Here is a 26,510-nt window from a genome sequence, read left to right on the forward strand (position 1 = left end):
CAGGGCGGGGCGCCCGGCGGAGATCCCGCCGGGCGCCCCGTCGCGGTACCGCCTACTGGGCCGCCGCGTCCGCCGCCTGGGCCTTCAGGGCGCGCTCGACGCCCGCGCGGGACTCCGAGACGAGCCGGGCCAGGGCCGCGTTCGGCTGGGCCGCGGCCAGCCAGGTGTCCGTCTTGGCCAGGGTCTCCTCGGAGACCTGGAGGGACGGGTAGAGGCCGACCGCGATCTGCTGGGCGATCTCGTGCGAGCGGGAGTCCCACACCGACTTCAGGATCTCGAAGTACCTGTCGGTGTACGGCGCCAGCAGCTCACGCTGGTCGGTCTGGACGAAGCCGCCGATCACCGCCTCCTGCACGGCGTTGGGCAGCTTGTCGGAGTCGATGACCGACGCCCAGGCCTCCGCCTTCGCCTCCTCGGTCGGGCGGGCGGCGCGGGCGGTGGCCGCGTGCCGCTCACCGGCGGCGGTCCTGTCCCGCTCGTACTCGCCCGCGATCTCCGCCTCGTCGAAGCGGCCGACCGCGGCCAGCCGCTCCACGAACGCCCAGCGCAGCTCGGTGTCGACGGCCAGGCCCTCGATGGTGTGGGTGCCCTCCAGCAGGCCGTCCAGGAGGTCCAGCTGCTCCGGGGTGCGGGCGGTGGCCGCGAAGGCGCGGGCCCAGGCCAGCTGGTGGTCGCTGCCCGGCGTGGCGGACCGCAGGTGGGCCAGCGTGGCGTCGGTCCAGCGGGTGAGCAGGGCCTCGCGGGCGGTCGGGTCGGCGTACAGCTCGATGGCGAGCTTCACCTGGCGGTGCAGCGACTGCACGACACCGATGTCGGACTCCTTGCCGATGCCCGACAGCACGAGGGACAGGTACTCCCGGGTGGGCAGTTCCGCGTCCCGGGTCATGTCCCAGGCCGAGGCCCAGCACAGCGCGCGCGGCAGCGAGGACTCGAAGTCGCCGAGGTGCTCGGTGACGACGTGCAGCGACTCCTCGTCCAGGCGGACCTTGGCGTACGACAGGTCGTCGTCGTTGAGCAGGAACACCGCGGGGCGGCGGCGGCCGGACAACTGCGGTACGGCGGTCAGCGCGCCGTCCACGTCCAGCTCGATCCGGTCGGTGCGGACCAGCTTGCCGGTCGCCTCGTCGAGGTCGTACAGGCCGATCGCGATCCGGTGCGGACGCAGCACCGGCTCGCCCTTGGCGCCGGCCGGCAGCGCCGGGGCCTCCTGGCGGATGGCGAAGGAGGTGACGACACCGTCGGCGTCGGTCTCCACCTCCGGGCGCAGGATGTTGATGCCGGCCGTCTGCAGCCACTTCTGCGACCAGGTGCTCAGGTCGCGCCCGGAGGTCTCCTCCAGGGCGCCCAGCAGGTCGGACAGGCGCGTGTTGCCGAACGCGTGCCGCTTGAAGTACGCCTGCACGCCCTTGAAGAACTCGTCCATGCCGACGTACGCGACCAGCTGCTTCAGGACGCTCGCGCCCTTGGCGTACGTGATGCCGTCGAAGTTGACGAGCACGTCGTCGAGATCCCGGATCTCGGCCATGATCGGGTGCGTGGAGGGCAGCTGGTCCTGCCGGTACGCCCAGGTCTTCATGGAGTTCGCGAACGTCGTCCACGAGTGCGGCCAGCGCGAGCCGGGGGCGTACGCCTGGCAGGCGATGGAGGTGTAGGTGGCGAACGACTCGTTCAGCCACAGGTCGTTCCACCACTCCATGGTGACCAGGTCGCCGAACCACATGTGGGCCAGCTCGTGCAGGATGGTCTCGGCCCGCGTCTCGTACGCCGCGTCGGTCACCTTGGACCGGAAGACGTACTGGTCGCGGATGGTCACCGCGCCCGCGTTCTCCATCGCGCCCGCGTTGAACTCCGGCACGAACAGCTGGTCGTACTTGGTGAACGGGTACGCGTAGTCGAACTTCTCCTGGAACCAGTCGAAGCCCTGCCGGGTCACCTCGAAGATCGCGTCCGAGTCGAGGAACTCGGCGAGCGAGGGCCGGCAGTAGATGCCGAGCGGCACGCTCTGGCCGTCCTTCTCGTACACGCTGTGCACCGAGTGGTACGGGCCGACGATCAGGGCGGTGATGTACGACGAGATGCGGGGCGTCGGCTCGAAGACCCAGACGTCGTCCTTGGGCTCGGGCGTCGGCGAGTTCGAGACGACCGTCCAGCCGCTCGGTGCCTTCACCGTGAACTGGAAGGTCGCCTTGAGGTCCGGCTGCTCGAAGCTGGCGAAGACCCGGCGGGCGTCCGGCACCTCGAACTGGGTGTAGAGATAGGCCTGCTCGTCGACCGGGTCGACGAACCGGTGCAGACCCTCACCCGTGTTGGTGTACGCGCAGTCGGCCACGACCCGCAGGACGTTGCGGCCCTCCAGCAGCCCCGGCAGCGCGATCCGGGAGTCCGCGAAGACCTCGGCGGGATCGAGGGCGTCACCGTTCAGGGTGACCTCGTGGACCGCGGGGGCCACCAGGTCGATGAAGGACGCGGCGCCGGATTCGGCGACGTCGAAGCGCACCGTGGTCACGGACCGGTAGGTACCGCCCTCCTGCGCGCCGGAGAGGTCGAGATCGATCTCGTACGAGTCAACGGTGAGCAGCTTCGCCCGCTGCTGCGCCTCTTCGCGAGTCAGGTTTGTGCCAGGCACGCGGTCATCTCCTCGTTATGTGTGGGTTGCGCCATCCTTCCACGGGACCGGGGAGGAGGGCGACGAGGGAAAACCCCAGAGATCGCGCGGGCCGCTGCCGTCAGGCCGCCGTCGTGCCGCCGTCGACCGGCATCGCCGCGCCGGTGACGAAGGAGGCGCGGTCGCTGCACAGCCAGAGCGCGGCCTCGGCGACCTCGGCGGGTCCCGCCATGCGCTTCTGGAGCGTCTCGTCCTCGAACCGCTCCCGCAGCTCCGGCATGGTCCGCACGGCCCGGTCCATCATCTCGGTGCGGGTGCTGCCCACCACCAGTGCGTTGACGCGGATGCCGCGCTGCGCGTACTCGGCCGCGGCCGCCCGGGTGAGCCCGAGGACCGCGTGCTTGGCCGCCACGTACGCCGCCGACGCCCCGGTGGCCCGCTGCCCCGCGACACTCGACGTGTTGACGATCGTGCCGCCGCCGGCCCCCAGCATCTCGGGGATCTGGAAGCGCAGACAGTTCCACACCCCGCGCACGTTGACGTCCATGGTCTGCTCGTAGACGTCCTGGCCGGTCTCGTGCAGCTCGGTGCCGGCGGTGCCGAACCCGGCGTTGTTGAAGGCGCAGTCCAGGCGCCCGAAGGCGTCGACGGCCGAACGGACGACCCGCTCGACGTCCGCGGCCGAGGCCACGTCCGCCGGCACGGCCAGCGCCCGACCGCCGCCGGCCGAGATCTCCTCGACGAGCGCCCGCAGCCGCTCCGCGCGCCGCGCCGTCACCACCACGGCCGCCCCCTCCCGCGCGAACAACCGCGCGGCAGCCGCCCCGATCCCACTGGACGCCCCGGTGATCATGGCGACCTTGCCGTCGAGGACAAGCGACCTGTCGCACGACGGTCGGTTGTTGCTCATATGTGGTGGCTCCCCTGGATTACTGACGTGAGCATCAGCGCCCCTTCAGGGGCGCGGGGCTGTGCCGATATGCGGCCCCGCCGCGTGGGCGCGACCAGCCCCCACGTACCCGCACCCGCGCGACGGCCGATCCCCGCACCCCCTGATGCGCCCGGCCCCTAAGCAGACAGCTCCTCCGCCACCAGCTCGGCGATCTGCACGGCGTTCAGCGCAGCCCCCTTGCGGAGGTTGTCGTTGGAGACGAACAACGCGATTCCGTTCTCCACCGTCTCGTCGCGCCGGATCCGGCCGACGTACGACGGGTCGCGCCCGGCCGCCTGCAGCGGGGTCGGGATGTCGGACAGCTCGACACCCGGGGCGTCCGCGAGCAGCTCGGTCGCCCGCTCCGGGGAGATCGGCCGGGCGAACCGGGCGTTGATCTGGAGGGAGTGCCCGGAGAACACCGGGACGCGCACGCAGGTGCCGGAGACCTTCAGCCCGGGGAGCTCCAGGATCTTCCGGGACTCGTTGCGCAGCTTCTGCTCCTCGTCGGTCTCGTTCAGTCCGTCGTCGACGAGGTTGCCGGCGAACGGCAGCACGTTGAAGGCGATGGGCCGCTTGTAGACCTGCGGCTCGGGGAAGTCGACCGCGGTGCCGTCGTGGGTGAGCTTCTCCGCGTCGGCGGCGACCTTCTGCACCTGGCCGTGCAGCTCCGCGACGCCCGCGAGACCGGAGCCGGACACGGCCTGGTACGTGGTGGCCACCAGCGCCTGAAGACCGGCCTCCCGGTCCAGCACCTTCAGGACCGGCATCGCGGCCATGGTCGTGCAGTTCGGGTTGGCGATGATGCCCTTCGGGCGGTCGGCGATCGCGTGCGGGTTCACCTCGGAGACGACCAGCGGGACCTCGGGGTCCTTGCGCCAGGCGGAGGAGTTGTCGATCACGACGGCACCCTGGGCGGCGACCTTCTCCGCGAGCGCCTTCGAGGTGGCCCCGCCCGCCGAGAACAACACGATGTCCAGGCCCGTGTAGTCGGCGGTCGCCGCGTCCTCCACGGTCACACCGTCGAGCACGGTCCCGGCCGAGCGGGCCGAGGCGAACAGGCGCAGCTCGTCGACGGGGAAGTTGCGCTCCGCGAGGATCCTGCGCATGACCGTGCCGACCTGACCGGTGGCTCCGACGATTCCGACCCTCACAGCGACTCCCTCTGCATACGTTGACGTGTGTCTACGGCCTTTCCATCATGCGGCCGACCAGGGTCAGCCTGTCCAATTCTTTGCGCGCCATGTCCACCGACCGGACCACCCGGCCCGCGGAACTCCCGCCCGCACCCTCGCTGAGCTGCAAAAATTACCTCCGCCCTGCCGTCGTACCGCAAGCTGTGCTGCGCCGCCCGCCGGTGTGACGTACGCCTCTGAGGCCCCCGGGACACCGGGCGGAAGATTTCCGGGCGTGGGGCGAACGTTTCCGGGGGCTGCGGCGTCGTAGGAGAAACGCGGTGAGGGGGTGGGTTGTGCTGCGCAGAAAGGCCCGCCGCGACCGGGGGGACCAGCACGGTGATCCTCTGGACGCGGACCAGGAGCGCCGGGTGCGGGCGGTGCTCGCGCTGGGCGGCGTACCGCAGGCGGACCTGCCGGACGGGGTACAGCAGGTACGTCTGCGGTTGCTGGAACGGGCCGCGAGCGGCCAGGAGGCGCCGCGGGACGTGTCGGCGTGGGCGGCGGTCGTCGCCTCCCGGCTCGCCATGGACTGGCACCGTGCCAAGCGCCGCCAGGAACGCCTCGGCGAACGGCTGGCCTCCCTCCGCCAGCCCGACCACGCCGTCGGCGAGGACAGCAGGCTGCTCTCCGTCGCCGTCGCCCGCGGTCTGGACGAGCTGCCGGACGCCCAGCGCCAGATCCTCGTCCTGCGCTTCTACGCCGACCTGCCGGTACGCGACATAGCCGGGGAACTGGGCATCCCCGAGGGCACGGTGAAGAGCCGGCTGCACACGGCGGTACGGGCCCTGCGCGCCCGACTGCACGAGGACGAGGTGGTGTGACCATGCCCGCCGAACACATGCCCGCCGGACACGGCGGCGATTCCGGTGAGCCGGGCGGCACCGACGCCCTGTTCGCCGTGCTCGCGGACGAGCCGCTCACCGCCGAGCAGCGCGCCGACCCCGCCTTCATGGCCGAGCACCGGGCGGCCGCCGCCGATGTCGCGCTCCTGCGCGAGCACCTCGGCGTCATCGGGGACACCCTGGCCGCGCCGCCCCCGCGCCCGGAGCCCCGCCCCCGGCCGGCCGGACACCGCCGCCCCTGGCAGCACCCCGGCGTCCGCGCCCTCGGTCTCGCCGGCGCCCTCGCGGCCGCGTTCGCGGGGGCCGTGTTCGGCATCGGATGGCTCGCGGCGAACGGCGGTTCCGGCTCCCTGTCGGGCAGTGCCAGTTCCGACAAGGCCGCGAGCAGCGCGGCCGGCTCGGCCGGCCAGGGCGGCAAGGAGCAGGCCGGCGGCCCCGGCTACCTCGCCTGCGCCCGGCTGGTCGTCGAGGGCACGGTCACCGGGGTGCGGCAGCTCGCGGACTCCGGCCGGGAACGGGTCACCCTGCGCGTGACCCGCGCCTACAAACCGGCGAAGACCGCCGACGAGGTGGAGTTCCTCCTCGACTCCGGCACCGACGCCCGGATCCGCACCGGCGCCCGCCTCCTGGTGGGCGTCAGGGCCGGGCAGCAGGTGCCCGACCGGTACGCGGTCGGGGAGGCGCGGATCGCCGCGGAGCGGTCCTGGATCGTCCGCGACCTGCCCGCGTCGCGGACCATGACGTGCCCGGACAGCGGATCATGACGTGCCCGGACAGCCGAAAGGGCGGGCGCCCCGCAGGACGCCCGCCCTTCCCGTGCGTGTCACCCCGTTACGGCGTGACCTTCTCGATCTGGACGCTGCCGGTGCCCGCGACCGTGCCGCGCGCGTTGACCAGCTGGATCCGGCCGAAGAACTCCCGGCCGGCGGGGGCCTCGGCCGCGGCCGTGACCTGGCCGGTCACCGTGGCCGAGGCACCCGTGCCGAGCTTGACCGGCGTCGAGTCGTCGACCGTGACGGAGCCGAGCGCGGCGGAGAAGAACACGTCCCGGTAGTCGTAGTCGGTGGAACCGGCCGGGACCGAGTAGCCGACGACCTTGATCGTGTAGGTCCCCGCGGCGGGCGAGGCGATCGAGACCGCCTCCTCCGAGTCGCCGTCGGCGGACTGCGCGACCTGCTTGCCGGACGCGTCGTACACGGTCAGGTCCAGGTCGGCCGAGGCGTCCGACACGTTGCCGATCGCCACGTCCAGGGAGTTCGCGCCCGCCGGCACGGTCACCGTGGTCGTCTGGGTCTCGCCCTCCTTGATGGCCGGGCGGGTCGTCTTCGAGGAGCCGAGCGGGCCGCCGACCAGCTTGCCGTCGAGGGCGGCGAACTTGTTGGTGACCTTCCAGGAGGCGGTGACCGGGGTGCCGACCTTCGCCTCGGGCACGGTCACGGTCGCCGGGTCGAAGGCCGCGCCGAGCACGGTGACGCCCAGCTGGTACGGGTTGTCGAGCAGCGGCGAGGTGCGGCGCGCCTCGACCTCGATCTCCCAGACCCCGGCCTGCGGGTCGGCGTACGAACGGACGTCGGGCGTGCAGCCGTTGCCGTTCAGGTAGTTGTTGTAGCAGTACGGGGTACCGGTGTTGTCGACCGGAGTGCCGTACGGGTGGATGGCGATGAACCGCGTCTGGCTCTTGTCGGCGAGCCCGCTCATCGCGACCTCGAGGGAGGTGGCACCCTCGGGCACGGTCACGAAGTACGAGGTGGAGCTGTTGCGCTGCACCGAACCCGACGCCGAGTAGGCGTAGTGGACCGGGTCCGACACCACGACCGTGGTCAGGATCTGCTTGTCGACGCCTTCGGTCCGCGGGTCGTCGACCTCGAGGATCGCGGACTTGATGCCCGAACTCTTCGGCCTGGCCTGCACCTTGACCGTCACCGGCTGGTTCAGCGGCAGCGTCACCTCGTCGGAGCCGAGGATCTTGAAGGTGTGCCCGGCGTTGTTCGCCAGGTGCAGCTCGTGCCGGACCGCCTTGTCCGCGCCGGAGGTGCGGGTGATGGTGATGTCGTACGTCTTCTTCTGCCCGGCCTTCAGGCCGCCTTCACGGTCGTAAAGGCCGGTGCCGTAGCCCGGGGTCTTCAGCGCGTAGTCGATCGCGGTGTCGACGGGCGCCTTCACCGTGTAGTCGTGCGCGGTGGCGTGGTCGCGGATGGACTCCCACGCGTCGACGATGTCGATGCGGCCCGCGCCCTCCTCGTACGCCTGGACGCCCTTGATGTGGTGGGCGGTCGAGGTCAGCGCGGTGCGCAGGTCGGCGGGGGAGAGGGTGATGCCCTTCTCCTTGGCCGCGCTCAGCAGCAGCGCGCTCGCGCCCGCCGCCTGCGGGGACGCCATCGAGGTGCCCTGGAGCATCGAGTAGCCGGCCGGGAGTGAGTAGCCCGCCTCGGCGACCGGGGAGCCGGGCAGCCAGGTCTGGGTGGAGTTGATCGCGGCGCCGGGCGCGACCAGCGTCGGCGTGAAGCCGCCGTCCTCGCGCGGGCCGCGCGAGGAGAAGGGCAGCAGCTGGTACTTGGTCGTCACCTGGGAGCCGTAGTTGGCGGCCCAGGTGTCCTTGGAGATGGCCGCGCCGACCGAGATGACCTTGTCGGCCAGCCCCGGGTCGCCGATGGTGTTCGCACCCGGGCCGGAGTTGCCGGCCGAGATCACCAGCTGCACGCCGTAGGTGTCGATGAGCCGCGTGTACAGCTCGGCACGGGCGTTGTTGCCGTCGTTCAGCGCCGGGAGGCCGCCGATCGACATGTTGACGATGTCGACGCCCCGGTTGGCGACCAGGTCGATCATGCCCTCGGTGAGGGCCACGTTGGTGCAGCCGCCGGTCCAGGTGCAGGCCCGGGAGGAGACGATCTTCGCGCCGGGGGCCGCGCCGTTCATCTTCCCGCCGAACAGGCCGTTGGCGGCGGTGATGCCGGCGACGTGGGTGCCGTGCTCGGACTCGATGACGCCGATGTTGACGAAGTCCGCCTTCTTGCCGACCCAGTCCCCGCCGTACGGGTCCATGGGGACGTCCTTGCGGATCTGCACCACGAACGGCTGCCGCTCGACGACGTCGGTCGCCGGGTTGTCGGTGCCGAAGTAGCCGACCTGGTAGCCGTCCTTGTACGGCTTCATCGGCGTGTCGTCGGAGAAGTCGTTGTTGTTGTTCAGGTCGACGGTGACCGTGCCGGCCGCCGGGTCGTAGAGCACGCCCCAGCTGTCGGTGGTGTCCCCGTCCCGGTTGGCGTCACCGGCCGCGTCGCCGCCGGCGGTGTACGACTCCTTGAAGGTGCTGATCTCGTACGATCCGGCGGGCGCCGTCCAGCTCTTGCCCCCGTAGGTGAAGCTCGGCCCGGACACGGCCGTGACCATCGGCCGCCAGGTCTGGTCGCTGTCCACGATCGGGTCGGTCGAGGTCACCCAGTCGACGATCTTCCGCTCGCCGGTGGTGGTCTTCTGCAGCGCCGGGTGGCCGAGGTCCACGCCGGAGTCCAGGATGCCGATGGTGATGCCCCGGCCGTCCGCCTTCGGGTGCTCCTTGACGAAGTCGACGGCACCCGTCTCGAAGGACGGGTTGTAGGGGTTCTCGGCGGGAGTGTTCTTGTTCGGCCCCGGGTAAGTGGCAGCGGACTTGGCGGACGTCGCCGCCGTGGCGCCGGTCCCGCTCACCGTCGGGTCGTCGAGCTGGATCTCCTGGCGCAGGTCGATCGCGTGCACCGAGGACAGCTTCGCGGCGGCGGCGATCGCCGCGTCCGCCCGCCCGGTGGGGACGGTCGCCCGTACGTAGCCGAGCTTGTCGTACGTACGGCCCACCGAGCCGCCCTTGACCGCGTCCAGCTCCTCGGCGACCTGGCCGGTCTGCCCCGGGGCGGTCGCGATCATCATCGTGACGTTCTTGGCGTTGTCGGCCTTGGCCTCGGCGAGCAGTTCGGCGTCGTCCGAACCGAGCTTGTCGTGGGCCGACTTGGTGCCGGGGTCGGCGGTGCCGGCGGACGCGGCGGCCGGGGCCGCGGCGGCGGCCAGGGGTATCGGCCCGGCGGCGGCGAGCGCGGCCACGACGCCGACGGCGACGGCTATTCGGCCCAGGCGTCTGTGGCCCGGTATCGGGTCGTGCTGGGGGCTGAGGGTCATCTGCATCCCTTGTAGGTAAAGGAACGAGCATGGAGCGGCCGGAACTTGGTCAAGAACCGGCGTGTAGGCGCACAGCTTTACCCAAGGGAACGGCTTTTTGGGAACGTTGACCGAATCGATATGAACGTATGGGGAAAACCCCCTATCTGTGTCCTTGCTGTGAAAGGAAATCCCGTTGGCTGCGGGCCGCCGTCGGCCCTACCGTGCCGACGTGCGCGAGAAGCTCAGGGTGGCGGCCTACGCCGTGTGTGTCCGTGACGGTCAGATCCTGCTCGCCCGGTCACCGGCCGACGACGGCACACCCGAGTGGGTGCTGCCCGGCGGCGGCATGGAGCACGGCGAGGACCCCTACGACACCGTCCGCCGCGAACTCATGGAGGAGACCGGCTACCGCATCGAGGTCACCGGCCTGCTCGGCATCGACTCGAACCGCGTCCGCTTCCCCCGCGCGGGTCTGCGGCGCCCCGCCACCGACCACCATGGCGTACGGATCGTCTACACCGGAGAGATCGTCGGCGGCGAGCTCAGGAACGAGGTCGGCGGCTCGACCGACATGGCCGCCTGGCACCACCTCGACGCCGTACCGTCCCTCAGGCGCATCCCGCTGATCGACACCGCCCTGCGGCTGTGGCGGGAGCGGCCGGCCGCCGGACGGTTTGCACAAGAGCAGTCGTAAGCGCCGGAGACCCTCCCCTACCCCGGCAGATGAACGCCGAGTAGCCGGGCCCCGGCCGCCCGCAATCCGCTCCATGACCGGTCCCCACCTCGGCTGATCCACGTACGGTGATCGGCGCTGCGCGTTGCCGCCGCGTTCACGCGCAGGTCACCCCCGGTGCCAACGATCCACAGTGAGCGGGAAGTTCGCGGAAGCGATCGCCCGCGACCACTGCCGACGCGTTCGTACTCGGGGAGATCGCGCCATGTCGCGCATACGCTCTGTCGCCACCTCCGCGGCCCACAAGGGCCGCGAGGCACTGGAGATCAACCGCCGTACCGTGCTCGCTGCCGCCGGAGCCGTCTCGCTCTCCGCGGGCATCGGCTACGCACTGCGTCCCACCGGCAGCGAGGCCGCCCCCGCCGCGGCCGAGGAGCAGCCGGTCGCCGAGGGCCGCAAGGCTCCCGCGGCCGCCCTCGCCCCGTACACCAAGGGCACCACCCTCGCCTCCGTCGCCGCGCCCCGCAACAGCTCGGGCTACCGGCGGCTCGGCGACGGCGCCGGCTGGTCGCGCGTGCTGCGCTCGGACCTGGCCGCCGCCAAGTCCGGCCGGGAGAGCCGCCGTACCGCACTCGCCGCGTTCGTGCAGTTCACCGACCTGCACCTGATGGACGTCCAGCACCCGCTGCGCCTGGAGTACGTGCGCGCCCACGACCGGCACGCCTGGCGCCCGCACGAGGCGCTCACCGTGCCCGGCGCCGTCTCGCTCGTCGAGCGGGTCAACGCGCTGCGCGGCGCCCCGGTCACCGGCTCGCCGCTGCACTTCGTGATGACGACCGGCGACAACACCGACAACAACGCCCACTCCGAACTGGAGTGGTTCATGAAGGTGATGAGCGGCGGCCGGATCACCCCCAACACCGGTGACCCCCACCACTACGAGGGCGTCCAGAACAGCGGGATGAAGCTGTACTGGCAGGCCTCCTCGACCGTCCGCGACCAGGACAAGGCGCTCGGCTTCCCGCACCTCGCGGGCTACCTGGCCGCCGCGATCCGCGAGGTGCGGAGCCCCGGCCTCAACCTGCCCTGGTACTCCACGGTCGGCAACCACGACGCCCTGCCGCTCGGCTGCTACGGCTCGCACGCCGACCCCTATCTGGCCGAGGCCGCGGTCGCCGGCAAGAAGCTGATGTCGGTCGGCGACGCCGAGGCCAAGAAGCTCCAGGACTCCATCCGCAACGCCCAGGACCCGAAGGGCAGCGGCTACCGCGACTTCCTCAAGGCGCACGCCCGGTCGATGCGCTCGGTCACCGCTGACGAGAAGCGCGCCCCCTACACCTCCGCGGACTACCTCAAGGCCCACCTGGACCCGGCCTACCAGGGCCTCGGCCCGGTCGGCCACGGCTACTCCAGCGCCAACGTGGCCGCGGGCACCCAGTACTACGCCTTCCGCATCTCCGGCGACGTCATCGGCATCAGCCTGGACACGACGGACGCGGGCGGCCACTACGACGGCTCGATCGGCTCGGTCCAGCTGGCCTGGCTGGAGAAGACCCTGCGGGAGAACAAGGACTCCTACGCGGTCGTCTTCAGCCACCACACCGGCAAGTCGATGACCAACACCCGTCCCGACCCGGCCCACCCGAGCGACCGCCGCCACACCGGCGCCGAGCTGGTCACCGTGCTCAACCGCCACGCCAACGTGCTGGCCTGGGTGAACGGCCACATCCACCGCAACCTCATCACCCCGCACAAGGCGTCCAACGGCAACTCGTTCTGGGAGATCACCACCGCTTCGCACGTCGACTATCCGCACCTCGCGAGGATCGTCGAGCTGGTGGACAACAAGGACGGCACGATCTCGCTCTTCACCACCCTGATCGAGTCCGCCGCCCCGCACCGCACCGACTTCGCCGACCTCTCCCAGACCGGCCTCGCCGCCCTCTACCGCGAACTGGCCTTCAACGCCCCCGGCGCCAGCAAGGCCCTCGCCGGCGACCCGACGGACCGGAACACGGAGCTGGTCCTGAAGAAGGCCTGAAAAATCCCCGGCGGCGATCTCGAGAACCCGTGGCCGGCTCCGTCCCAGGGGCGAAGGCGGCCACGAGGCGGACGGCCGCCGGGCCGGCCTCGCCGCCCTCGCCGAGCTGGGCCCCGGCCCGCCCCGGCACCCCGCGGTCGCCGCCTGCCTGCACGAACGCGACGGCGACCCGGTGACCGCCGCCCGGCTGTACGCCGAGGCCGCCCGCAAGGCCACGAACATCGCCGAACGTGGCCACCTGACCCGCCGGGCCGCCCGTCTCACCGTCCGCCTCGACGCCGAGCGCGGCCCGTGACATCGTCGCGCGTCCGGGTGCTCCGCTTGCCGATTTTTTGCCGTCGGCCGCGCCCGTCCGGAGGGTGCGGGGGAGCCGAATGCCCTTGCGAAAGTGCAGGTCAGAAGGGTGGCGGCGAGGGAAGCGGAATGATGTTGGCGGCACTGCGCCCGCAGCTGATCCTGTAAACGCAGCCGACTTCGACACGAGACACTCCGTTCATCCGAATGAAACGTCCGTACCGCCTCATATCGGCTAACCCGCGGATCCCGGGGATGGCTCGATCTGGTGCAAGGCAGGTGTTCGTGTGGGCGCTCGGCTCGGACTTCGTGTGCTCTCGGTCTACGAGGGCTTTTTCTCCGGGGGAGCCCGGATCGTGCACAGTGATGTGCTGCTGGGCCTGGTGGAGGGCGGACAGCAGTGGCATCGGGTGCTGAGTCTGCACGGTGAGGTCCACCGAGAAGCCACCACGCAGCGCATGGAGGACGACGCGTGTTACCGGGCGCTTACGGCCGGTGGCATCGAGGTCACCTCCCTCGGCCGTACCGCGGGACTGGTGGACGGCACCGTCGCGGCGTCGGTTTTCAGCGGCCCGGAACTGGCCGATACGGCTCGGGCCATGGCCGGCGCGGACGTCATCCTGTCGCTGAAGGAGCAGCCGCTCGCGCTGCTCAACCAGGCCGGGCTGCCGCGCCGCCCCGTCGTGGTCTGCCTGCACCGGTCCGACCCGGAGAACCAGGGCCGGGCGCTCGACGAACTCAAGGCCGCCATCGCGGACGGCACGGTGGTCGCCTGCGTGTGCTGCGCCGAGTCCACCCGGGACGCGTACGAGGCCGCCGGGATCCCCGGCGAGCTGCTGCACGTGATCCCGAACGGCGTCGACCTGCTCCGCTTCCGGCCGGACGCGGCGCGGCGGCTCGCCTTCCGCGAGTCCCTCGGCATCTCCGTCACGGCTCCGGACGCCCCCGTCGTCGTGTTCGCCGCCCGGTACGCCGGCATGAAGAACGTGCCGCTCTTCCTGCGGGCGGCGCGGGCCTGGCTGGCCCGCGAGGGCGGCGGCCACGTGGTGATGTGCGGGGCCGGGATGACCGAGGACAACCCCGCCCTGTGGGCCGACATCGAGGTCGCCTTCGGCGCCGACCGGGCCGCCCTCGGCGACCGGCTGCACCTGCTCGGCGTACGGCACGACATGGAGACCGTGTACGCCGGCTCCGACGTCGTCGCCCTCACCTCCGTCTCCGGCGAGGCGGCGCCGCTCTGCCTCATCGAGGGCATGATGTGCGGCGCCGTCCCGGTCACGACGGACGTCGGCGACAGCGCCTCGATCGTCGAGGGGCACGGGTTCGTGACACCCTTCGACCCCGACGCGATCGCCTTCGCCTGGTCGGCGGCGGTGGCCGACCGCGAGCTGTTCGCTCCCGCGCTGGCGGCGAGCCGCGAGCGGTTCAGCCGGACCCGGATGATCGCCGCCTACGCCGACCTGCTCGACCACGTCGTGGGCGACGTGCGCGACGGACTGCGTCCGGGCGTCGGCGGGCAGTAGCGGCGCAGGGCGTGAGAAGAGGCCGTCGGTCCCCCTCCGAACCGGCGGCCTCTCCTGGTTCCGTGTTGTTCAGCGCGGCAGGACCACCACGTACGCGGCCGGGTCGCGGTCGTTTGCTGCCATCAGGGCCGTGCGGACCACCGCCGCCTGCTGTTCCATCCCGTCGCGGAGCTTTCGCGGGGTGAGGTACACGACCGTGATGCCGAGCCGCTCCAGGTGCTCGCGCTTGCGGGCGTACTCGGACCACAGGGCGTCCTCGTCATGGCGCGGTGCGCGGGTGTCCAGTTCGACGGCGACGCCCTGCTCCGGCCAGTAGGCGTCGACGCCGCCCAGGTGCGGGCCGCCCGGCAGCCTCAGGTCCACGTTCCAGACCGGGTCGGGGAGGGCGTACTCGTGGACCATCCGGTACAGGCGGTCCTCGGCGATGGCCCGGCCCTCGGCGACCAGGGAGTCGACGGCGTCCACCACGTGGGGGCGGGAGAGCAGCTTCGCCTGGTTCAGCTCCCGGACCACCGCCGCCGGTTCGCAGTGGCCGCCGCGCACCGCCTCGGTCAGCAGCCGCCGTACCGCCTCCGCGTCGGTCAGGTCCGCCACCGCGTCCGCGAGGGCGCGGGGAACCGGGGCGACCGGGAGGCCCGTGACCTGCTCGGGGGTGGGCAGGGCCGGGGTGCGGAGCACGCGGACGTAGGAGGTGGAGCGCAGCCGGCGCATCCGCGGGACGAGGACGTCCACGTGGTCCAGGGCGGGCAGCGGCGGGGTGGCGGAGAAGCCGTGCAGGGTCAGCGCCGCCAGGCCCGTGATCATCACGTCCGCGTAGGCGGGGCGGTGCGGGGAGTCCGGGGTCGGCTGCGCCGGGACGCCCGGGGCCGGCTCGCGCGCCGTGAACAGGAGGGCGCCGTGCAGGCGTTCCTCGCTGGTCGGCGGGCCGGGGTGGAGCAGGACCACACCCGGGAGCAGCTGCTGCCAGGGGCCGCCCGGCCGGCACTGCTCGGCGATCTCGTTGGCCGCGACGCCGTGCGAGCGGAGCTGGGCCGTCGTCAGGACCCGGCGGTGGACGTCGGACAGGTGGCGGAGGGGGCGGGGGGAGAGCGGGGTGTTGTGGGTCATGGCCTCGGGATTCCCGGGGCCGGCCGGGTCCTTAACCGGTGTTACGTGTTCGTCGATAAATGCGGACAACACGGTACTAAAGGACGGGTGTTCGGGTGCCGAGTAGGAAGCCAAAACCCCTGGTCCGGATGGGTGGGGACCAGGGGTTACGGCCATGATGGAATGAATTGCGTAACGGTCACCCGGCGGGCAACCTCTGGCCAAAGGTCAGCTCGCGGCGGCCTCGGCGGCGCGCGCGTCGCACTCCTGTCCGCGCAACGTCCGTGCCAGGTCGTCGCGGGCCTCCAGGACCAGCCGGCGCAGCGCCGGCGGCGCGTCGGCGTGCGCCGTCAGCCACGCGTCCGTCGCCGCCAGGGTCTCCGGGCGGTCCTGCAAGGAGGGGTACAGGCCCCGCACCACGTCCATGCCGATCTGGATCGAGCGGCTCTCCCAGATCCCGGCGATGACCTCGAAGTACTTCTCGGCGTACGGAGCCAGCAGCTCCCGCTGCGAGGGCTGGGCGAAGCCCGCGATCGTGGCCTCCACGAGCGCGTTGGACAGCGCCTGCGACTCCACGACCTGCGCCCACGCCTGCGCCTTCACCGCCGCCGACGGACGGGCGGCCAGGCACCGCACCTGGTGGCGCTTGCCGGACGCCGTGTCGTCCCGGGCCAGTTCGGCCGCCAGGACCGACTCGTCGGCCACGCCGTGCGCGGCGAGGGGTTCGAGGAACGCCCAGCGCAGCTCCTGGTCGACGTCCAGGCCGTCGATCACCGCCGCCCCCGACAGGAGGTCCTGGAGCAGCCGGAGGTCCGCACCGTCCGCCGCCGTCGACGCGAAGAACCGCGCCCAGGCCAGCTGGTGCTCGCTGCCCGGCGCCGCCTGCCGCAGCTCCCGCAGGGCGCCCTCGGCGAGCAGCCGCCCGGCCGCCTCCCGGCCCTCGGGCGCCACGTAGTGGACCAGCGCCGACTCCGCCCACGCCTGGAGCATCTGCAGCACGCCGATGTCCGACTCGCGGCCCGCGAACCGCAGGACCAGGCCGACGAAGTCCCGGGCGGGCAGCAGCGCGTCCCGGGTCAGGTTCCACAGCGCCGACCAGCACAGCGCCCGGGCCAGCGGGTCGGTGAGCGAGCCGAGCCGCTCGCGCAGGGTGGCCAGCGAGGTCTCGTCGAAGCGGATCTTGCAGTAGGTGAGGTCGTCGTCGTTGACCAGGACCAGCTCCGGGGCGTCGGCACCGGCCAGCTCGGTGATCACCGTACGGGGGCCGTCCACGTCCGCCTCGGCCCGCGCGTACCGGACCAGCTCGCCGCCCTCCGTCCGGTACAGCCCGATCGCGACCCGGTGCGGACGCAGCTCGGGGTGCGACTCGGCCGCTTCCTGCAGCACCGCCAGCTCGGCCACCCTGCCGTCCCCGTCGAGCAGCACCTGCGGGGTCAGCGAGTTCACCCCCGCCGTCTGCAGCCACTTCCCGGCCCAGGCGCCCATGTCCCGGCCGCTGGTCTCGGCCAGGACCGACAGCAGGTCGCCGAGGCGGGTGTTGCCGTACGCGTTGCGCTTGAAGTAGCGGCGGGCGCCCTCAAGGAACGCGTCCTGGCCGACGTACGCCACCAGCTGCTTGAGCACCGAGGCGCCCTTGGCGTAGGTGATGCCGTCGAAGTTGAGCTTGGCGTCCTGGAGGTCGCGGATGTCGGCCGTGATCGGGTGGGTGGAGGGCAGCTGGTCGGCGCGGTACGCCCAGGCCTTGCGGCGGTTGGCGAAGGTGGTCCAGGCGTTCTGGAAACGGGTCGCGCCGACGTTCGCGAACGTGCCCATGAAGTCCGCGAAGGACTCCTTCAGCCACAGGTCGTCCCACCACACCATGGTGACCAGGTCGCCGAACCACATGTGCGCCATCTCGTGCAGGATCACGTTGGCGCGCGCCTCGTACGACGCCTGCGTCACCTTGCCCCGGAAGATGTACTCCTCCCGGAAGGTCACCAGACCCGGGTTCTCCATCGCCCCGAGGTTGTACTCGGGCACGAACGCCTGGTCGTACTTCCCGAACGGGTACGGGTAGTCGAAGTGCTCGTGGAAGAAGTCCAGCCCCTGCTTGGTGACGAGGAAGACGTCGTCCGCGTCGAAGTAGGGGGCGAGGCCCTTGCGGCACATCGCGCCGAGCGGGATCTCCAGCGTCGAACCGTCCGGCAGGGCACGGGAGTACGAGTCCGTCACGTAGTGGTAGGGGCCCGCCACCACACACGTGATGTACGTCGAGATCGGCTTGGTCTCCGCGAACCGCCACACCCCGTCGGCGAGTTCACCGGCGCCGTTGCTCCACACCGTCCACCCTTCGGGCGCCCGCACCTCGAAGCGGAACGGCGCCTTGAGGTCCGGCTGCTCGAAGTTCGCGAAGACCCGGCGGGAGTCGGCCGGCTCGTACTGCGTGTAGAGGTAGACCTCGCCGTCCTCGGGGTCGACGAAGCGGTGCAGGCCCTCGCCGGTGCGGGAGTAGGCGCAGCGGGCGTCCACCACCAGCTCGTTCTCCGCGGCCAGGTCCTCCAGGGTGATCCGGGTGCCGTCGAAGACCTCGCCGGGGTCGAGGTCCTTGCCGTTCAGGGTCACGGCGGTCACGCCCGGCGCGATCAGGTCGGCGAAGCTCGACGCGCCCGGCTCGTTGCAGCGGAAGCGGATCGTGGTCACCGAGCGGAAGGTGCGCGGCTCGTCCTGTCCCTCCCCGACGGCGGACCGTACGTCCAGCGACACGTCGTACCCGTCGACCGACAGCAGGGCGGCCCGCTCCCGGGCCTCGTCGCGGGACAGATTCTCACCGGGCACGGGCGGCACTCCTTCGGGTCGGTACACGTCGTCGTCGGTAGCCGGGACAGCACCGATCCTCCCACGTGCCCCTGACGGCGGGCACCCGGGAATGGGGTGGCCGGTGACGGTGTTGCCGCTGGAAAAGGCCGTATTCCGAGGAGAACCATGTCCGAGACCGTGACCAGCTCCGGCAAGACCCCCGTCGACTTCTGGTTCGACCCGCTGTGCCCCTGGGCCTGGATGACCTCCCGGTGGGTCCTGGAAGTGGAGAAGGTCCGCGACATCGAGGTCCGCTGGCACATCATGAGCCTCGCGGTCCTCAACGAGCCCAAGCTCGACGAGCTGCCCGAGGAGTACCGCGAGCTGCTGGAGACCAAGGCGTGGAAGCCGATCCGCGTCGTCACCGCGGCCTGGCAGAAGCACGGCTCCGACATCCTCGGCCCGCTGTACACCGCGCTCGGCACCCGGATCCACAACAACGGCGAGGGCCCGACCGTGGAGGCCATCGCGGGCGCGCTCGCGGACGTCGGCCTGCCCGCCGACCTGATCGACTACGCCGACCAGGAGGACTTCGAGTTCGACGCCGAGCTGCGCGCCTCCCACAAGGAGGGCATCGACAAGGTCGGCCAGGACGTCGGCACCCCGGTCATCGCGGTCCCCGGCTCCGACGGCGAGCAGATCGCCTTCTTCGGCCCGGTCGTCACCCCCGCCCCCAAGGGCGAGGAGGCCGCCCGCCTGTGGGACGGCACCCTCGCGGTCGCCTCCGTCCCCGGCTTCTACGAGATCAAGCGGACCCGCACCAAGGGCCCCGACTTCAGCAACCTGTAGGCCAGCACGGCGGCCTCGCCCGCACGCTCTGAGGCACCCGCGCACAGGAGGGCCCCCGCGAGTCACGTTCTCGCGGGGGCCTCCCTTCTTCCGCCTGCCCCCGGTGAACGGTGAGAAGACGATCACGAGGCAGGACGCATCGGCGGCTCAGGGAGCCAGCAGCAGCACATCCGCCCGGGACCGCGCGGCCGCGTGCCGGCGGGCCACGTCCTGCCAGTCGACCACGGCCCACATCGCGTCGACGAAGTCGACCTTCTGGTTCCTGTACTGCAGGTAGAAGGCGTGCTCCCAGGCGTCGAAGACCAGGATCGGGGTGGAGGCCTGGCCGACGTTGCCCTGGTGGTCGTAGACCTGCTCGACGACCAGCCGCCCGCTGAGCGGCTCGTGGGCGAGGACGCCCCAGCCGGAGCCCTGGGTGGTGGCCGCCGCCTTCGTGAGCTGGGCCTTGAAGCCCGCGAACGAGCCGAAGGACTCGGTGATCGCGTCCGCCAGGTCGCCCACGCCGTCCGCCGCCAGCGGCTCGCCGCCGCCGTCCTTCGGGCCGGTCATGTTCCGCCAGTAGATGCTGTGCAGGATGTGGCCGGAGAGGTGGAACGCCAGGTTCTTCTCCAGCCCGTTGACCGACCCCCAGCTCCCCTTGTCCCGCGCCTCCGCCAGCTGCTCCAGGGTGTCGTTGGCGCCCTTCACGTACGCCGCGTGGTGCTTGTCGTGGTGCAGCTCGATGATCTCGGGGCTGATCACGGGCGCGAGCGCCGAGTAGTCGTAGGGCAGTTCAGGAAGCGTGTAGACGGGCATGGGTGTGGATCCCCTCCGAACCTTATTGCAAGAAGCTTGCAACTACACGTTAGCAACAACAAGCCGGACGGGGGCAAGAAGCGAGGCCCCCACGTGTCGTCACGTGGGGGCCTCGCGGGAGCGGGCGCGCCGTCAAGGCGCCGTGGTCACGCGGCCACGGACGTGTAGTGCGAGGCGTCGCCCTCGATCGAGTAGCTCTCCTTGCCCTCGATGCCGACCGGGACGTCACCGGCGACGGTGACGCGGTTGAGGCGGCGCGGCGCGCCGTCGTAGTTGTCGACGGCGTAGTGCTGGGTGATGCGGTTGTCGAACAGGACCAGCTGGTTCGGGGACCAGCGGTGGCGCAGGATGTTCTCGGGACGGGTGACGTAGGCCTGGAGCAGGTCGAGGATCCTGCGGGACTCGTCCTTGGACAGCCCGACGATCCGCTGCGCGAACCCCCCGATGAACAGCCCGCGCTCACCGGTCAGCGGGTGCACCCGGACGACCGGGTGGACCGTGCGGAACTTGATCGACGTGAACTGCGCGCGCTGCGCGGCCTGCTCCGCGTCGATCTCCTCGTCCGGCACGGCGTAGTCGTAGTCGTTGGTGTGCTCCGCCCACAGCGTGTCGGCCAGCGCCCGCAGCGGCTCCGGGAGCTGGCGGTAGGCGGCGGCCGAACTGGCGATCAGCGTCTCGCCGCCGTACGGCGGGACCGTGAGCGAGCGCAGGGTGCTGGCCTGGGGCGGGTTCAGGACGAACGTCACGTCGGTGTGCCAGTGGTTGGCCCGGCCGCGCTCGCTGTCGACGGGCAGCACGTTCGGGGCGCCGTCGACGGCGGGCACCGTCGGGTGGGCCGTGGTGAGGTCGCCGAAGTGCCGGGCGAAGGCCTCCTGGCCCTCGTCGTCGAGGCGGACGTCGTCGAAGACCAGGGCCTTGTGGACGTTCAGGGCCTCGCGGACCGCGGCGACCTGCTCCTCGTCGAGCGGCTTGGCGATGTCCACGCCCAGGACCTGGGCGCCGATGTTCGCGGTGACCTTGCGGATCTCGATGGACATGCGGGGGCGTCCTTTCGGATTCTCGGACTTTCTGCGGGTTTCAGGCGGTGGCGAGTGCGGTGGTGAGTGCGGGGGTGACGTACTGGTTGGCGGGGCGCGGCAGGCCGTAGCGCTCCCGCAGGGTCCGGCGCGCGCCGTACTCGCCGCGCAGCAGGCCGCGGGCGCGCAGGATCGGGACGACGTGGTCGACGAAGGTCTCCAGGCCGGAGGGCAGCACGGGCGGCATGATGTTGAAGCCGTCGGCGGCGCCCTGGGTGAACCAGGTCTCGATCGCGTCGGCTACCTGCTCGGGCGTTCCGGCGAAGGTCAGATGGCCGCGGCCGCCGCCGAGCCGGCCGATCAGCTGCCGCACCGTGAGCCGCTCCCGGCGGGCGAGCCCGACCACCAGGGTGTAGCGGCTCTTGGCACCCTCGATGGCGTCCTCGGGCGGGAGGCCGGCGGGGAGTTCGGCGTCCAACTCCAGGGTGCCGGCCGGGACATGGAGCAGTCGTTCCAGGTTGGCCACCCCGTGCCGGTGCACGATGTGGTCCTCCAGGACCTGCTCGTGCGCCCGCGCCTCGGCCTCGGTCGAGCCGATGACGGGGACGATGCCGGGCAGCACCTTGATGTGGTCCGGATCGCGGCCCGCCGCGGCCGTACGTGCCTTGAGGTCGGCGTAGAACGCCCGCGCCTCCTCGACGGTCTGCTGCGCGGTGAACACGGCCTCCGCGTACCGGGCCGCGAACGCCCTGCCGTCCTCGCTCGACCCGGCCTGCACCAGCAGCGGGTAACCCTGCGGGCTGCGGGGCACGTTCAGGGCGCCCTCGACACTGAGGTACGTGCCCCGGTGCCGGGGCGGGTGGATCTTCGCGTCGTCGCCCCAGACGCCGGCCGCCTTGTCGGCGACGATCGCGTCGTCCTCCCAGCTGTCCCACAGCTTCAGCGCCACGTCGAGGAACTCGGCGGCCCGCGCGTACCGCTCGGCGTGCGCGGGCTCCTCGTCGATGCCGAAGTTGCGGGCCGCCTCCGCGCCCGCCGTGGTGACGATGTTCCAGCCGGCCCGGCCGCCGCTGATGATGTCCAGCGAGGCGAACCTGCGCGCCAGGTTGTAGGGGGAGTTGTAGGAGGTGGACGCGGTGGCGATCAGGCCGATGTGCTCGGTGGCCGTGGCCAGCGCGGTCAGCAGGGTGAGCGGCTCCAGCGCTCCGGCCGGCCGCTGCGCGACGCTCCCCCACAGGTGCGGGCCGTCCGCGAGGAAGAGCGAGTCGAAGGTGCCGCGCTCGGCGGTCCGCGCGAGCCCGACGTAGTGCCCGAGATCGACGTGCGCGTACGGGTCGCTCTCCGGGAGACGCCAGGAGGCCTCGTGGTGACCGGTGTTCATGAGGAAGGCGTTGAGATGGAGCTGGCGGGTCATGCGGGGTCCTTTACGTGGTTTTCTGAGCCCGTCCGGCGGTCGAGGACGAGGCCGGAGGCCGGAGCGGGGGTCCGGGGGTGGCGGCCCCCCGGGCGGCCACCGCGACCGACGGTCACGCGACGTCCTCCGTGACGCCCAGCGCCGCCAGCAGCCGGCCCCGGTACTCGCCGCGCGGCCGGTCGTGGTCCACGGTCAGGTCGAGGCCGATCCGGCCCCGGTCCAGGACGAGGACCCGGTCGGCGAGGACGATCGCCTCGTCGACGTCGTGGGTGACGAGCAGGACGGACGGGCGGTGCCGTTTCCACAGCTCGCGCAGCAGGTGGTGCATCCTGATCCGGGTGAGCGCGTCCAGGGCGCCGAACGGCTCGTCGGCGAGGAGCAGTTCGGGCTCGCGGACCAGGGAGCGGGCGAGCGCGGCGCGCTGTGCCTCGCCGCCGGACAGCTCGCCCGGCCAGGCCCGCTCACGGCCGCCGAGGCCGACCTCTTCGAGCGCGGCGCGACCCCGGTCGAGCGCGTCCTTGCCGTCCAGGCCCAGCACCACGTTGTCCAGCACCCGGCGCCAGGGCAGCAGCCGGGAGTCCTGGAAGACCACCGACACCCGCTCCGGCGCGCTGAGCTCCCCGCGGCCGGCGACCCCGTGGTCGAGTCCCGCGACGGCCCGCAGCAGGGTGCTCTTGCCGGAGCCGCTGTGGCCGAGCAGCGCGGTGAACTGCCCGGCCGGCAGGTCGAGGTCGACGGAGTCGAGGACCGTACGCTCCCCGAACGACCGGGTCAGGCCCCGGAGTCGCACGGCGGGTCGGGTCAGCTGCTCAGTGTGCGGCGCCACGACAGCACCCTCCGTTCGACGAGTCGGACCACGGTGTCGGAGACGAGACCGAAGACGCCGTAGATCAGCAGACCGACGAGGATGATGTCGCTGCGCCCGTAGTTCTGGGCCTGGAACATCATGTAGCCGAGTCCGCTGGTGGCGTTGATCTGCTCCAGGACGACCAGGCCGAGCCAGGAACCGGTGACGCCGAGCCGGAGCCCCACGAAGAATCCGGGCAGCGCGCCGGGGATCACGACCTCCCGGATGAACCGCACCCTCGACAGGTCCAGCACCTCGGCGAGTTCGATGTACCGGCTGTCGATGGCGGACAGCGCGGCATGGGTGTTCAGGTAGATCGGTATGTAGACGACGATCGCGATGATGGCGATCTTGAAGGTCTCGCCGATACCCAGCCAGAGGATGAACAGCGGGATCAGGCCGAGGGTCGGGATCGCCCGGTTGATCTGCACGGTCCCGTCGATCAGCGCCTCGCCGGTGCGGCTGAGCCCGGAGGCCAGGGCCAGCAGCACCCCGGCGGTCAGGCCGATCGCGAAGCCGTACCCGGCCCGCTCCACGGAGGTCAGGATGTCGGTGCGCAGCGTCCCGGCGGTCCACAGGTGGACGGCGGTGTCCAGGACGGTCCAGGGCGCGGGGATCGCGCCGGGGTCGAGCTGCCCGGCGGCGGAGGCGATCGCCCAGGCGGCGAGGACGACGAGCGGTCCGGCCAGCCGGGCGGCGGGCAGCCGGCGGCCGGGGGAGAGCCGGCGGCGCGGCCGGACCCGGTGCGCCTCGTCCTGCGCGACGGGAACCGGCACGGTGCCGGTGGTCACGGCGGTCATTTCCGGTACTCCGCCGGTACGGCCTTGGCGGCGATGGACTCGAAACGGTGGTCGAAGAGCCCGGAGACGTCGGTCTTCTTCACGAACCCGCCCTCCGCGAGCAGGTCCGCTGTCTCCTGCTCCCACTTGATCGCCTCGTCCCAGCTGGGCGGGAACAGCGGCTTGTTGGCGAGCTTGGTGATGCCCTGGGCCTGGGCGAGGGTCAGGTTCTGGGTCTTGACGTAGAACTCCTCGTTCCAGGTGTCCGGGTTCTCCCACTGCCAGACCAGGCCCTTGGCCCACTGCGGGATGTACGCGGCGACCGCGGCCGCCTTGGCCTTGTCGTTCAGCACCGCCTGCGGCGCCCACAGCAGGTTGAGCAGGTCGACGACGTCGGTGGCGATGGTGTGCGCGCCCTTCGGGCCGTACTGCTGGAGGTAGGCCGGCGCCTGGGAGTTGGCCAGCGGGGCCACGTCCACCTGGCCGGACTGCAGGGCGGTGAGGAACTGGTTGCTGGTCAGCGGGACCAGCTTCACGTCGTCGTAGGCGAGCCCGGCCTTCTTCAGCGCCCGCAGCAGGACGACACCCTGGGCCTGCCCCTGGGAGAAGGCGAGTTTCTTCCCCTTGAATTCGGCGACCGTGCGTATGTCGCTGCCGGGCTTGGTGGCGAACAGGTAGTTCGGCTTGCGGGTCAGCTCGATCGCCACGATTTTTGCGGCGAAACCCTGGAACTGCGCCTGGATCGGCGGAATTCCCGCGTTGTTGGCGAGGTCGAGGGACTTGGCGCGGAACGCGTTGATGACGTCGGGACCGGCGCCGATGTTCACCCAGCTCGACACGGTGAACGGCAGCGCGGGCAGCTTCGCCAGCTTGAACTCCAGTTGCTGCTGGCCCAGATAGGAGGCGATCTTCAGGCTGGTGCCGGCCGGGACCTTGTCGGCCAGCGGAGCGGTCGAGGCGCCCGCGGTGTCGGCGGCGGCACTGCCACCCGCGCAGCCGCTCAGCCCGGCCACGGCCGCCGAGGCGCCGAGCAGTGAGGTGAGGAAGAGCCGGCGGTCGATGCCGGAGGAGGACGCAGAAGGCATGGGAGTGCTCCGGGGAGAAAAGCAGCAGAAAGGCAGGGCGAATTCCCGGCGACGGGGGGCCGGAAAGAGAGATCTCACGCAGAGGGAAATGCGCGCCCGGGGCGCGTCAAGACGTCAGCAACAGAGGGTGCGACAGGTCATGGGATGGATGTTCCTTGCCGTGCGCGACGGCTGTCAATATTCCGAGTTTCTGAATTAAATAAGCTCTGGTGACAGGGCCGGAGCCGCGGCGGGCGAGGCGCTCAGCGGGTCCCGGTACAGCACGTCGAGGACCACCGAACCGCCCGCCACCGCCAGCACCGAGGCCCCGAAACTGGTCGGCGCGACCACGGCCGCCCGCTCCGTTCCGACCGCCTCGCGCAGCGCGCGCAGACAGTCCTCGCGGTAGAGCACGCCGACCTCGGTGACGACCACGCTCTCCGGGTTGAGGACGTCGAGCAGCAGCGCCGCCGCCCGGCCGGTCATCCGCGCCCGCTCCACCAGCAGCCGTGCGGCCGCCGGATCGCCGGCCCCGGCCGCCGCGAGGACGTCCATCGGGTTGCCGCTGTCCGTCACCCCGGCCGCCCGGGCCCGCCGCACCAGGGTGCGTTCGCTGAGCTCCACCTGGAGGCAGCCGGTGCGTCCGCAGCCGCACGGCTCGGTGCCGCCCGGCACCGGGAGGTGGCCGATCATGCCGGCCTGGGAGCGCGGGCCGTGGTGCACCTCGTCGCCGGTGGCGAAGGCCGCGTCGACCACGTTGCCGACGAACAGGTGCAGCACGCTCCGGCTGCCCCGGGCGCGCCCGAAGAGGCGTTCCCCGTTGACCAACGCGCGCGCGTGGCCGTCCACATGGACCGGCAGCCCGGTGCGCGCGCCGAGCAGCTCGCGCACCGGCACCTCGCGCCAGCCGAGCAGCGGGTGCTCGACGACGGTCCCGGAGTCCCGGTCCACCCAGCCGCCGGCGGCGACGCCGACGCCCAGCGGCCGGCTGCCGGGCACCTCGTCGAGCAGCGCGGCGAGCCCGGCGGCGGCCCGCGCCAGCACCGCGCGCGGATCGGTGTCCCGGTGCTTCAACTCACGCCGTAGGACGACCCGGCCACGCAGATCGAGCAGTGCGACCGTGGTGTACGGGACGGCCACGTGCACCCCGCCGACCACGAACCGCGAGTCGTCCAGGTCGACCGGCACGTGCGGCCGGCCCACGCCCTTGGCGCGCTGCGGCGCCTCGGTCTCCCGGATCAGGCCGAGTTCGGTGAAGCGGGCGCAGTAGTCGGTGACGGAGGCCGGGGACAGCCCGGTCAGCCGGGCGATGGTGGAGCGGGCGACCGGCCCGTGTTCGAGGACCGAGCGGAGGACCACGCTGGCGCTGGTCCGCCGCCGGTCACGGGGGGCGGAGGTGAGCGGGGGTGCCGCGGTACGGGGCATGGGAAACCGTCCTCGGGAACGGGGCCGACACGTCTCTCGGGTCGAGGCGCGCCGGACCGGTCTCCCGCCGCGCGGCCTCAGGGCGTACGGCGACAGGTGGCAGCCCCCTGGCGCCGCAGGTCGACATAGCGACGCGACGTGAAGTTCCGGGACTGGGCGACCATGTCCGGAAGCGTAGGCCAGAAACCTTGAATCCCACCAGAGCGCTGGGATTCGATTGGTGGAACTCCACAGGCCTGTTC

Annotated in this window: 19 protein-coding genes and 1 pseudogene; 7 read left to right on the plus strand and 13 right to left on the minus strand. The window is 71.6% G+C overall.

The window, feature by feature from the left end:
• Nucleotides 1-52: 52 nt before the first annotated feature.
• The 3 genes from pepN (ACFY0K_RS12820) to ACFY0K_RS12830 form a co-directional block, all read right to left on the minus strand.
• Nucleotides 53-2,626, minus strand: coding sequence for an aminopeptidase N (pepN, locus tag ACFY0K_RS12820; RefSeq protein WP_390639850.1), 2,574 nt, complete (start codon nucleotides 2,624-2,626; stop codon nucleotides 53-55).
• 100 nt (nucleotides 2,627-2,726) lie between these two features.
• On the minus strand, nucleotides 2,727-3,515 hold the full coding sequence (locus ACFY0K_RS12825; protein WP_390639851.1) for an SDR family NAD(P)-dependent oxidoreductase: 789 nt from the start codon (nucleotides 3,513-3,515) through the stop codon (nucleotides 2,727-2,729).
• 158 nt (nucleotides 3,516-3,673) lie between these two features.
• Complete coding sequence (locus tag ACFY0K_RS12830; protein WP_390639852.1) at nucleotides 3,674-4,690, minus strand: aspartate-semialdehyde dehydrogenase; 1,017 nt, start codon at nucleotides 4,688-4,690, stop codon at nucleotides 3,674-3,676.
• A 317-nt stretch (nucleotides 4,691-5,007) separates the two neighbouring features.
• On the opposite strand from ACFY0K_RS12830, the gene ACFY0K_RS12835 reads away from it, so the two are divergent.
• Together ACFY0K_RS12835 and ACFY0K_RS12840 are read left to right on the plus strand one after the other, a co-directional pair.
• Nucleotides 5,008-5,535 (plus strand): RNA polymerase sigma factor, encoded by a 528-nt coding sequence (locus tag ACFY0K_RS12835; protein ID WP_093502985.1) that lies wholly within the window; start codon nucleotides 5,008-5,010, stop codon nucleotides 5,533-5,535.
• Nucleotides 5,536-5,537: 2 nt separating this feature from the next.
• On the plus strand, nucleotides 5,538-6,320 hold the full coding sequence (locus ACFY0K_RS12840) for a hypothetical protein (protein WP_390639853.1): 783 nt from the start codon (nucleotides 5,538-5,540) through the stop codon (nucleotides 6,318-6,320).
• A 67-nt stretch (nucleotides 6,321-6,387) separates the two neighbouring features.
• Here the strand turns inward: ACFY0K_RS12840 and ACFY0K_RS12845 are convergent, their stop codons facing one another.
• Nucleotides 6,388-9,705, minus strand: coding sequence for a S8 family serine peptidase (locus ACFY0K_RS12845; protein WP_390639854.1), 3,318 nt, complete (start codon nucleotides 9,703-9,705; stop codon nucleotides 6,388-6,390).
• 211 nt (nucleotides 9,706-9,916) lie between these two features.
• Here ACFY0K_RS12845 and ACFY0K_RS12850 point away from each other — a divergent pair, with 211 nt between their 5' ends.
• From ACFY0K_RS12850 to ACFY0K_RS12865, 4 genes and pseudogenes are all read left to right on the plus strand, one after another.
• Nucleotides 9,917-10,381: an NUDIX hydrolase gene (locus ACFY0K_RS12850; protein ID WP_390639855.1), complete on the plus strand. Its 465-nt coding sequence runs from the start codon at nucleotides 9,917-9,919 to the stop codon at nucleotides 10,379-10,381.
• A gap of 244 nt (nucleotides 10,382-10,625) precedes the next feature.
• Entirely contained in the window at nucleotides 10,626-12,401 is a 1,776-nt protein-coding gene (locus tag ACFY0K_RS12855) for a TIGR03767 family metallophosphoesterase (RefSeq protein ID WP_390639856.1), read from the plus strand.
• A 64-nt stretch (nucleotides 12,402-12,465) separates the two neighbouring features.
• Nucleotides 12,466-12,696, plus strand: a pseudogene (locus ACFY0K_RS12860) (RNA polymerase subunit sigma-24); the annotation flags it as partial.
• A 310-nt stretch (nucleotides 12,697-13,006) separates the two neighbouring features.
• Entirely contained in the window at nucleotides 13,007-14,218 is a 1,212-nt protein-coding gene (locus ACFY0K_RS12865) for a glycosyltransferase (RefSeq protein WP_390640004.1), read from the plus strand.
• A gap of 69 nt (nucleotides 14,219-14,287) precedes the next feature.
• Here ACFY0K_RS12865 and ACFY0K_RS12870 read toward each other — a convergent pair whose 3' ends face one another.
• Nucleotides 14,288-15,325: a hypothetical protein gene (locus tag ACFY0K_RS12870; RefSeq protein WP_390639857.1), complete on the minus strand. Its 1,038-nt coding sequence runs from the start codon at nucleotides 15,323-15,325 to the stop codon at nucleotides 14,288-14,290.
• Between the two features lie 207 nt (nucleotides 15,326-15,532).
• Entirely contained in the window at nucleotides 15,533-18,118 is a 2,586-nt protein-coding gene (pepN, locus tag ACFY0K_RS12875; protein ID WP_390639858.1) for an aminopeptidase N, read from the minus strand.
• A 147-nt stretch (nucleotides 18,119-18,265) separates the two neighbouring features.
• Here pepN (ACFY0K_RS12875) and ACFY0K_RS12880 point away from each other — a divergent pair, with 147 nt between their 5' ends.
• The gene (locus ACFY0K_RS12880; RefSeq protein WP_351495350.1) at nucleotides 18,266-18,928 is read left to right on the plus strand and encodes a DsbA family protein; all 663 of its coding nucleotides are present in this window, start codon (nucleotides 18,266-18,268) and stop codon (nucleotides 18,926-18,928) included.
• Nucleotides 18,929-19,075: 147 nt separating this feature from the next.
• Here the strand turns inward: ACFY0K_RS12880 and ACFY0K_RS12885 are convergent, their stop codons facing one another.
• The 7 genes from ACFY0K_RS12885 to ACFY0K_RS12915 form a co-directional block, all read right to left on the minus strand.
• Nucleotides 19,076-19,723 carry a superoxide dismutase gene (locus ACFY0K_RS12885; RefSeq protein ID WP_390639859.1) on the minus strand — a complete coding sequence of 216 codons (648 nt, stop codon included), beginning with the start codon at nucleotides 19,721-19,723 and terminating at the stop codon, nucleotides 19,076-19,078.
• Nucleotides 19,724-19,869: 146 nt separating this feature from the next.
• Nucleotides 19,870-20,760 carry a TauD/TfdA dioxygenase family protein gene (locus tag ACFY0K_RS12890; RefSeq protein WP_390639860.1) on the minus strand — a complete coding sequence of 297 codons (891 nt, stop codon included), beginning with the start codon at nucleotides 20,758-20,760 and terminating at the stop codon, nucleotides 19,870-19,872.
• A 40-nt stretch (nucleotides 20,761-20,800) separates the two neighbouring features.
• Nucleotides 20,801-22,153, minus strand: coding sequence for an LLM class flavin-dependent oxidoreductase (locus ACFY0K_RS12895; RefSeq protein ID WP_390639861.1), 1,353 nt, complete (start codon nucleotides 22,151-22,153; stop codon nucleotides 20,801-20,803).
• A 112-nt stretch (nucleotides 22,154-22,265) separates the two neighbouring features.
• The gene (locus ACFY0K_RS12900; RefSeq protein ID WP_390639862.1) at nucleotides 22,266-22,979 is read right to left on the minus strand and encodes an ABC transporter ATP-binding protein; all 714 of its coding nucleotides are present in this window, start codon (nucleotides 22,977-22,979) and stop codon (nucleotides 22,266-22,268) included.
• Entirely contained in the window at nucleotides 22,955-23,800 is an 846-nt protein-coding gene (locus ACFY0K_RS12905) for an ABC transporter permease (RefSeq protein ID WP_390639863.1), read from the minus strand. The genes ACFY0K_RS12900 and ACFY0K_RS12905 overlap by 25 nt, the downstream gene beginning before the upstream one ends.
• Nucleotides 23,797-24,864, minus strand: coding sequence for an ABC transporter substrate-binding protein (locus ACFY0K_RS12910; RefSeq protein ID WP_390639864.1), 1,068 nt, complete (start codon nucleotides 24,862-24,864; stop codon nucleotides 23,797-23,799). Before ACFY0K_RS12910 ends, ACFY0K_RS12905 begins: the two co-directional genes overlap by 4 nt.
• A 195-nt stretch (nucleotides 24,865-25,059) precedes the next feature.
• The gene (locus ACFY0K_RS12915) at nucleotides 25,060-26,268 is read right to left on the minus strand and encodes an ROK family protein (RefSeq protein ID WP_390639865.1); all 1,209 of its coding nucleotides are present in this window, start codon (nucleotides 26,266-26,268) and stop codon (nucleotides 25,060-25,062) included.
• Nucleotides 26,269-26,510: the final 242 nt, after the last annotated feature.

The organism is Streptomyces sp. NPDC001507 (assembly GCF_042894765.1).
Taxonomy (GTDB): Bacteria; Actinomycetota; Actinomycetes; order Streptomycetales; family Streptomycetaceae; genus Streptomyces.

Bases quoted from the DNA above. Each gene is read 5' to 3' on its own strand.
- ACFY0K_RS12825 (WP_390639851.1), bottom strand. From the start codon at position 3,515: ATGAGCAACAACCGACCGTCGTGCGACAGGTCGCTTGTCCTCGACGGC.
- ACFY0K_RS12840 (WP_390639853.1), top strand. From the start codon at position 5,538: ATGCCCGCCGAACACATGCCCGCCGGACACGGCGGCGATTCCGGTGAG.
- ACFY0K_RS12845 (WP_390639854.1), bottom strand. From the start codon at position 9,705: ATGACCCTCAGCCCCCAGCACGACCCGATACCGGGCCACAGACGCCTG.
- ACFY0K_RS12855 (WP_390639856.1), top strand. From the start codon at position 10,626: ATGTCGCGCATACGCTCTGTCGCCACCTCCGCGGCCCACAAGGGCCGC.
- ACFY0K_RS12870 (WP_390639857.1), bottom strand. From the start codon at position 15,325: ATGACCCACAACACCCCGCTCTCCCCCCGCCCCCTCCGCCACCTGTCC.
- ACFY0K_RS12880 (WP_351495350.1), top strand. From the start codon at position 18,266: ATGTCCGAGACCGTGACCAGCTCCGGCAAGACCCCCGTCGACTTCTGG.
- ACFY0K_RS12885 (WP_390639859.1), bottom strand. From the start codon at position 19,723: ATGCCCGTCTACACGCTTCCTGAACTGCCCTACGACTACTCGGCGCTC.
- ACFY0K_RS12890 (WP_390639860.1), bottom strand. From the start codon at position 20,760: ATGTCCATCGAGATCCGCAAGGTCACCGCGAACATCGGCGCCCAGGTC.
- ACFY0K_RS12895 (WP_390639861.1), bottom strand. From the start codon at position 22,153: ATGACCCGCCAGCTCCATCTCAACGCCTTCCTCATGAACACCGGTCAC.
- ACFY0K_RS12905 (WP_390639863.1), bottom strand. From the start codon at position 23,800: ATGACCGCCGTGACCACCGGCACCGTGCCGGTTCCCGTCGCGCAGGAC.
- ACFY0K_RS12910 (WP_390639864.1), bottom strand. From the start codon at position 24,864: ATGCCTTCTGCGTCCTCCTCCGGCATCGACCGCCGGCTCTTCCTCACC.
- ACFY0K_RS12915 (WP_390639865.1), bottom strand. From the start codon at position 26,268: ATGCCCCGTACCGCGGCACCCCCGCTCACCTCCGCCCCCCGTGACCGG.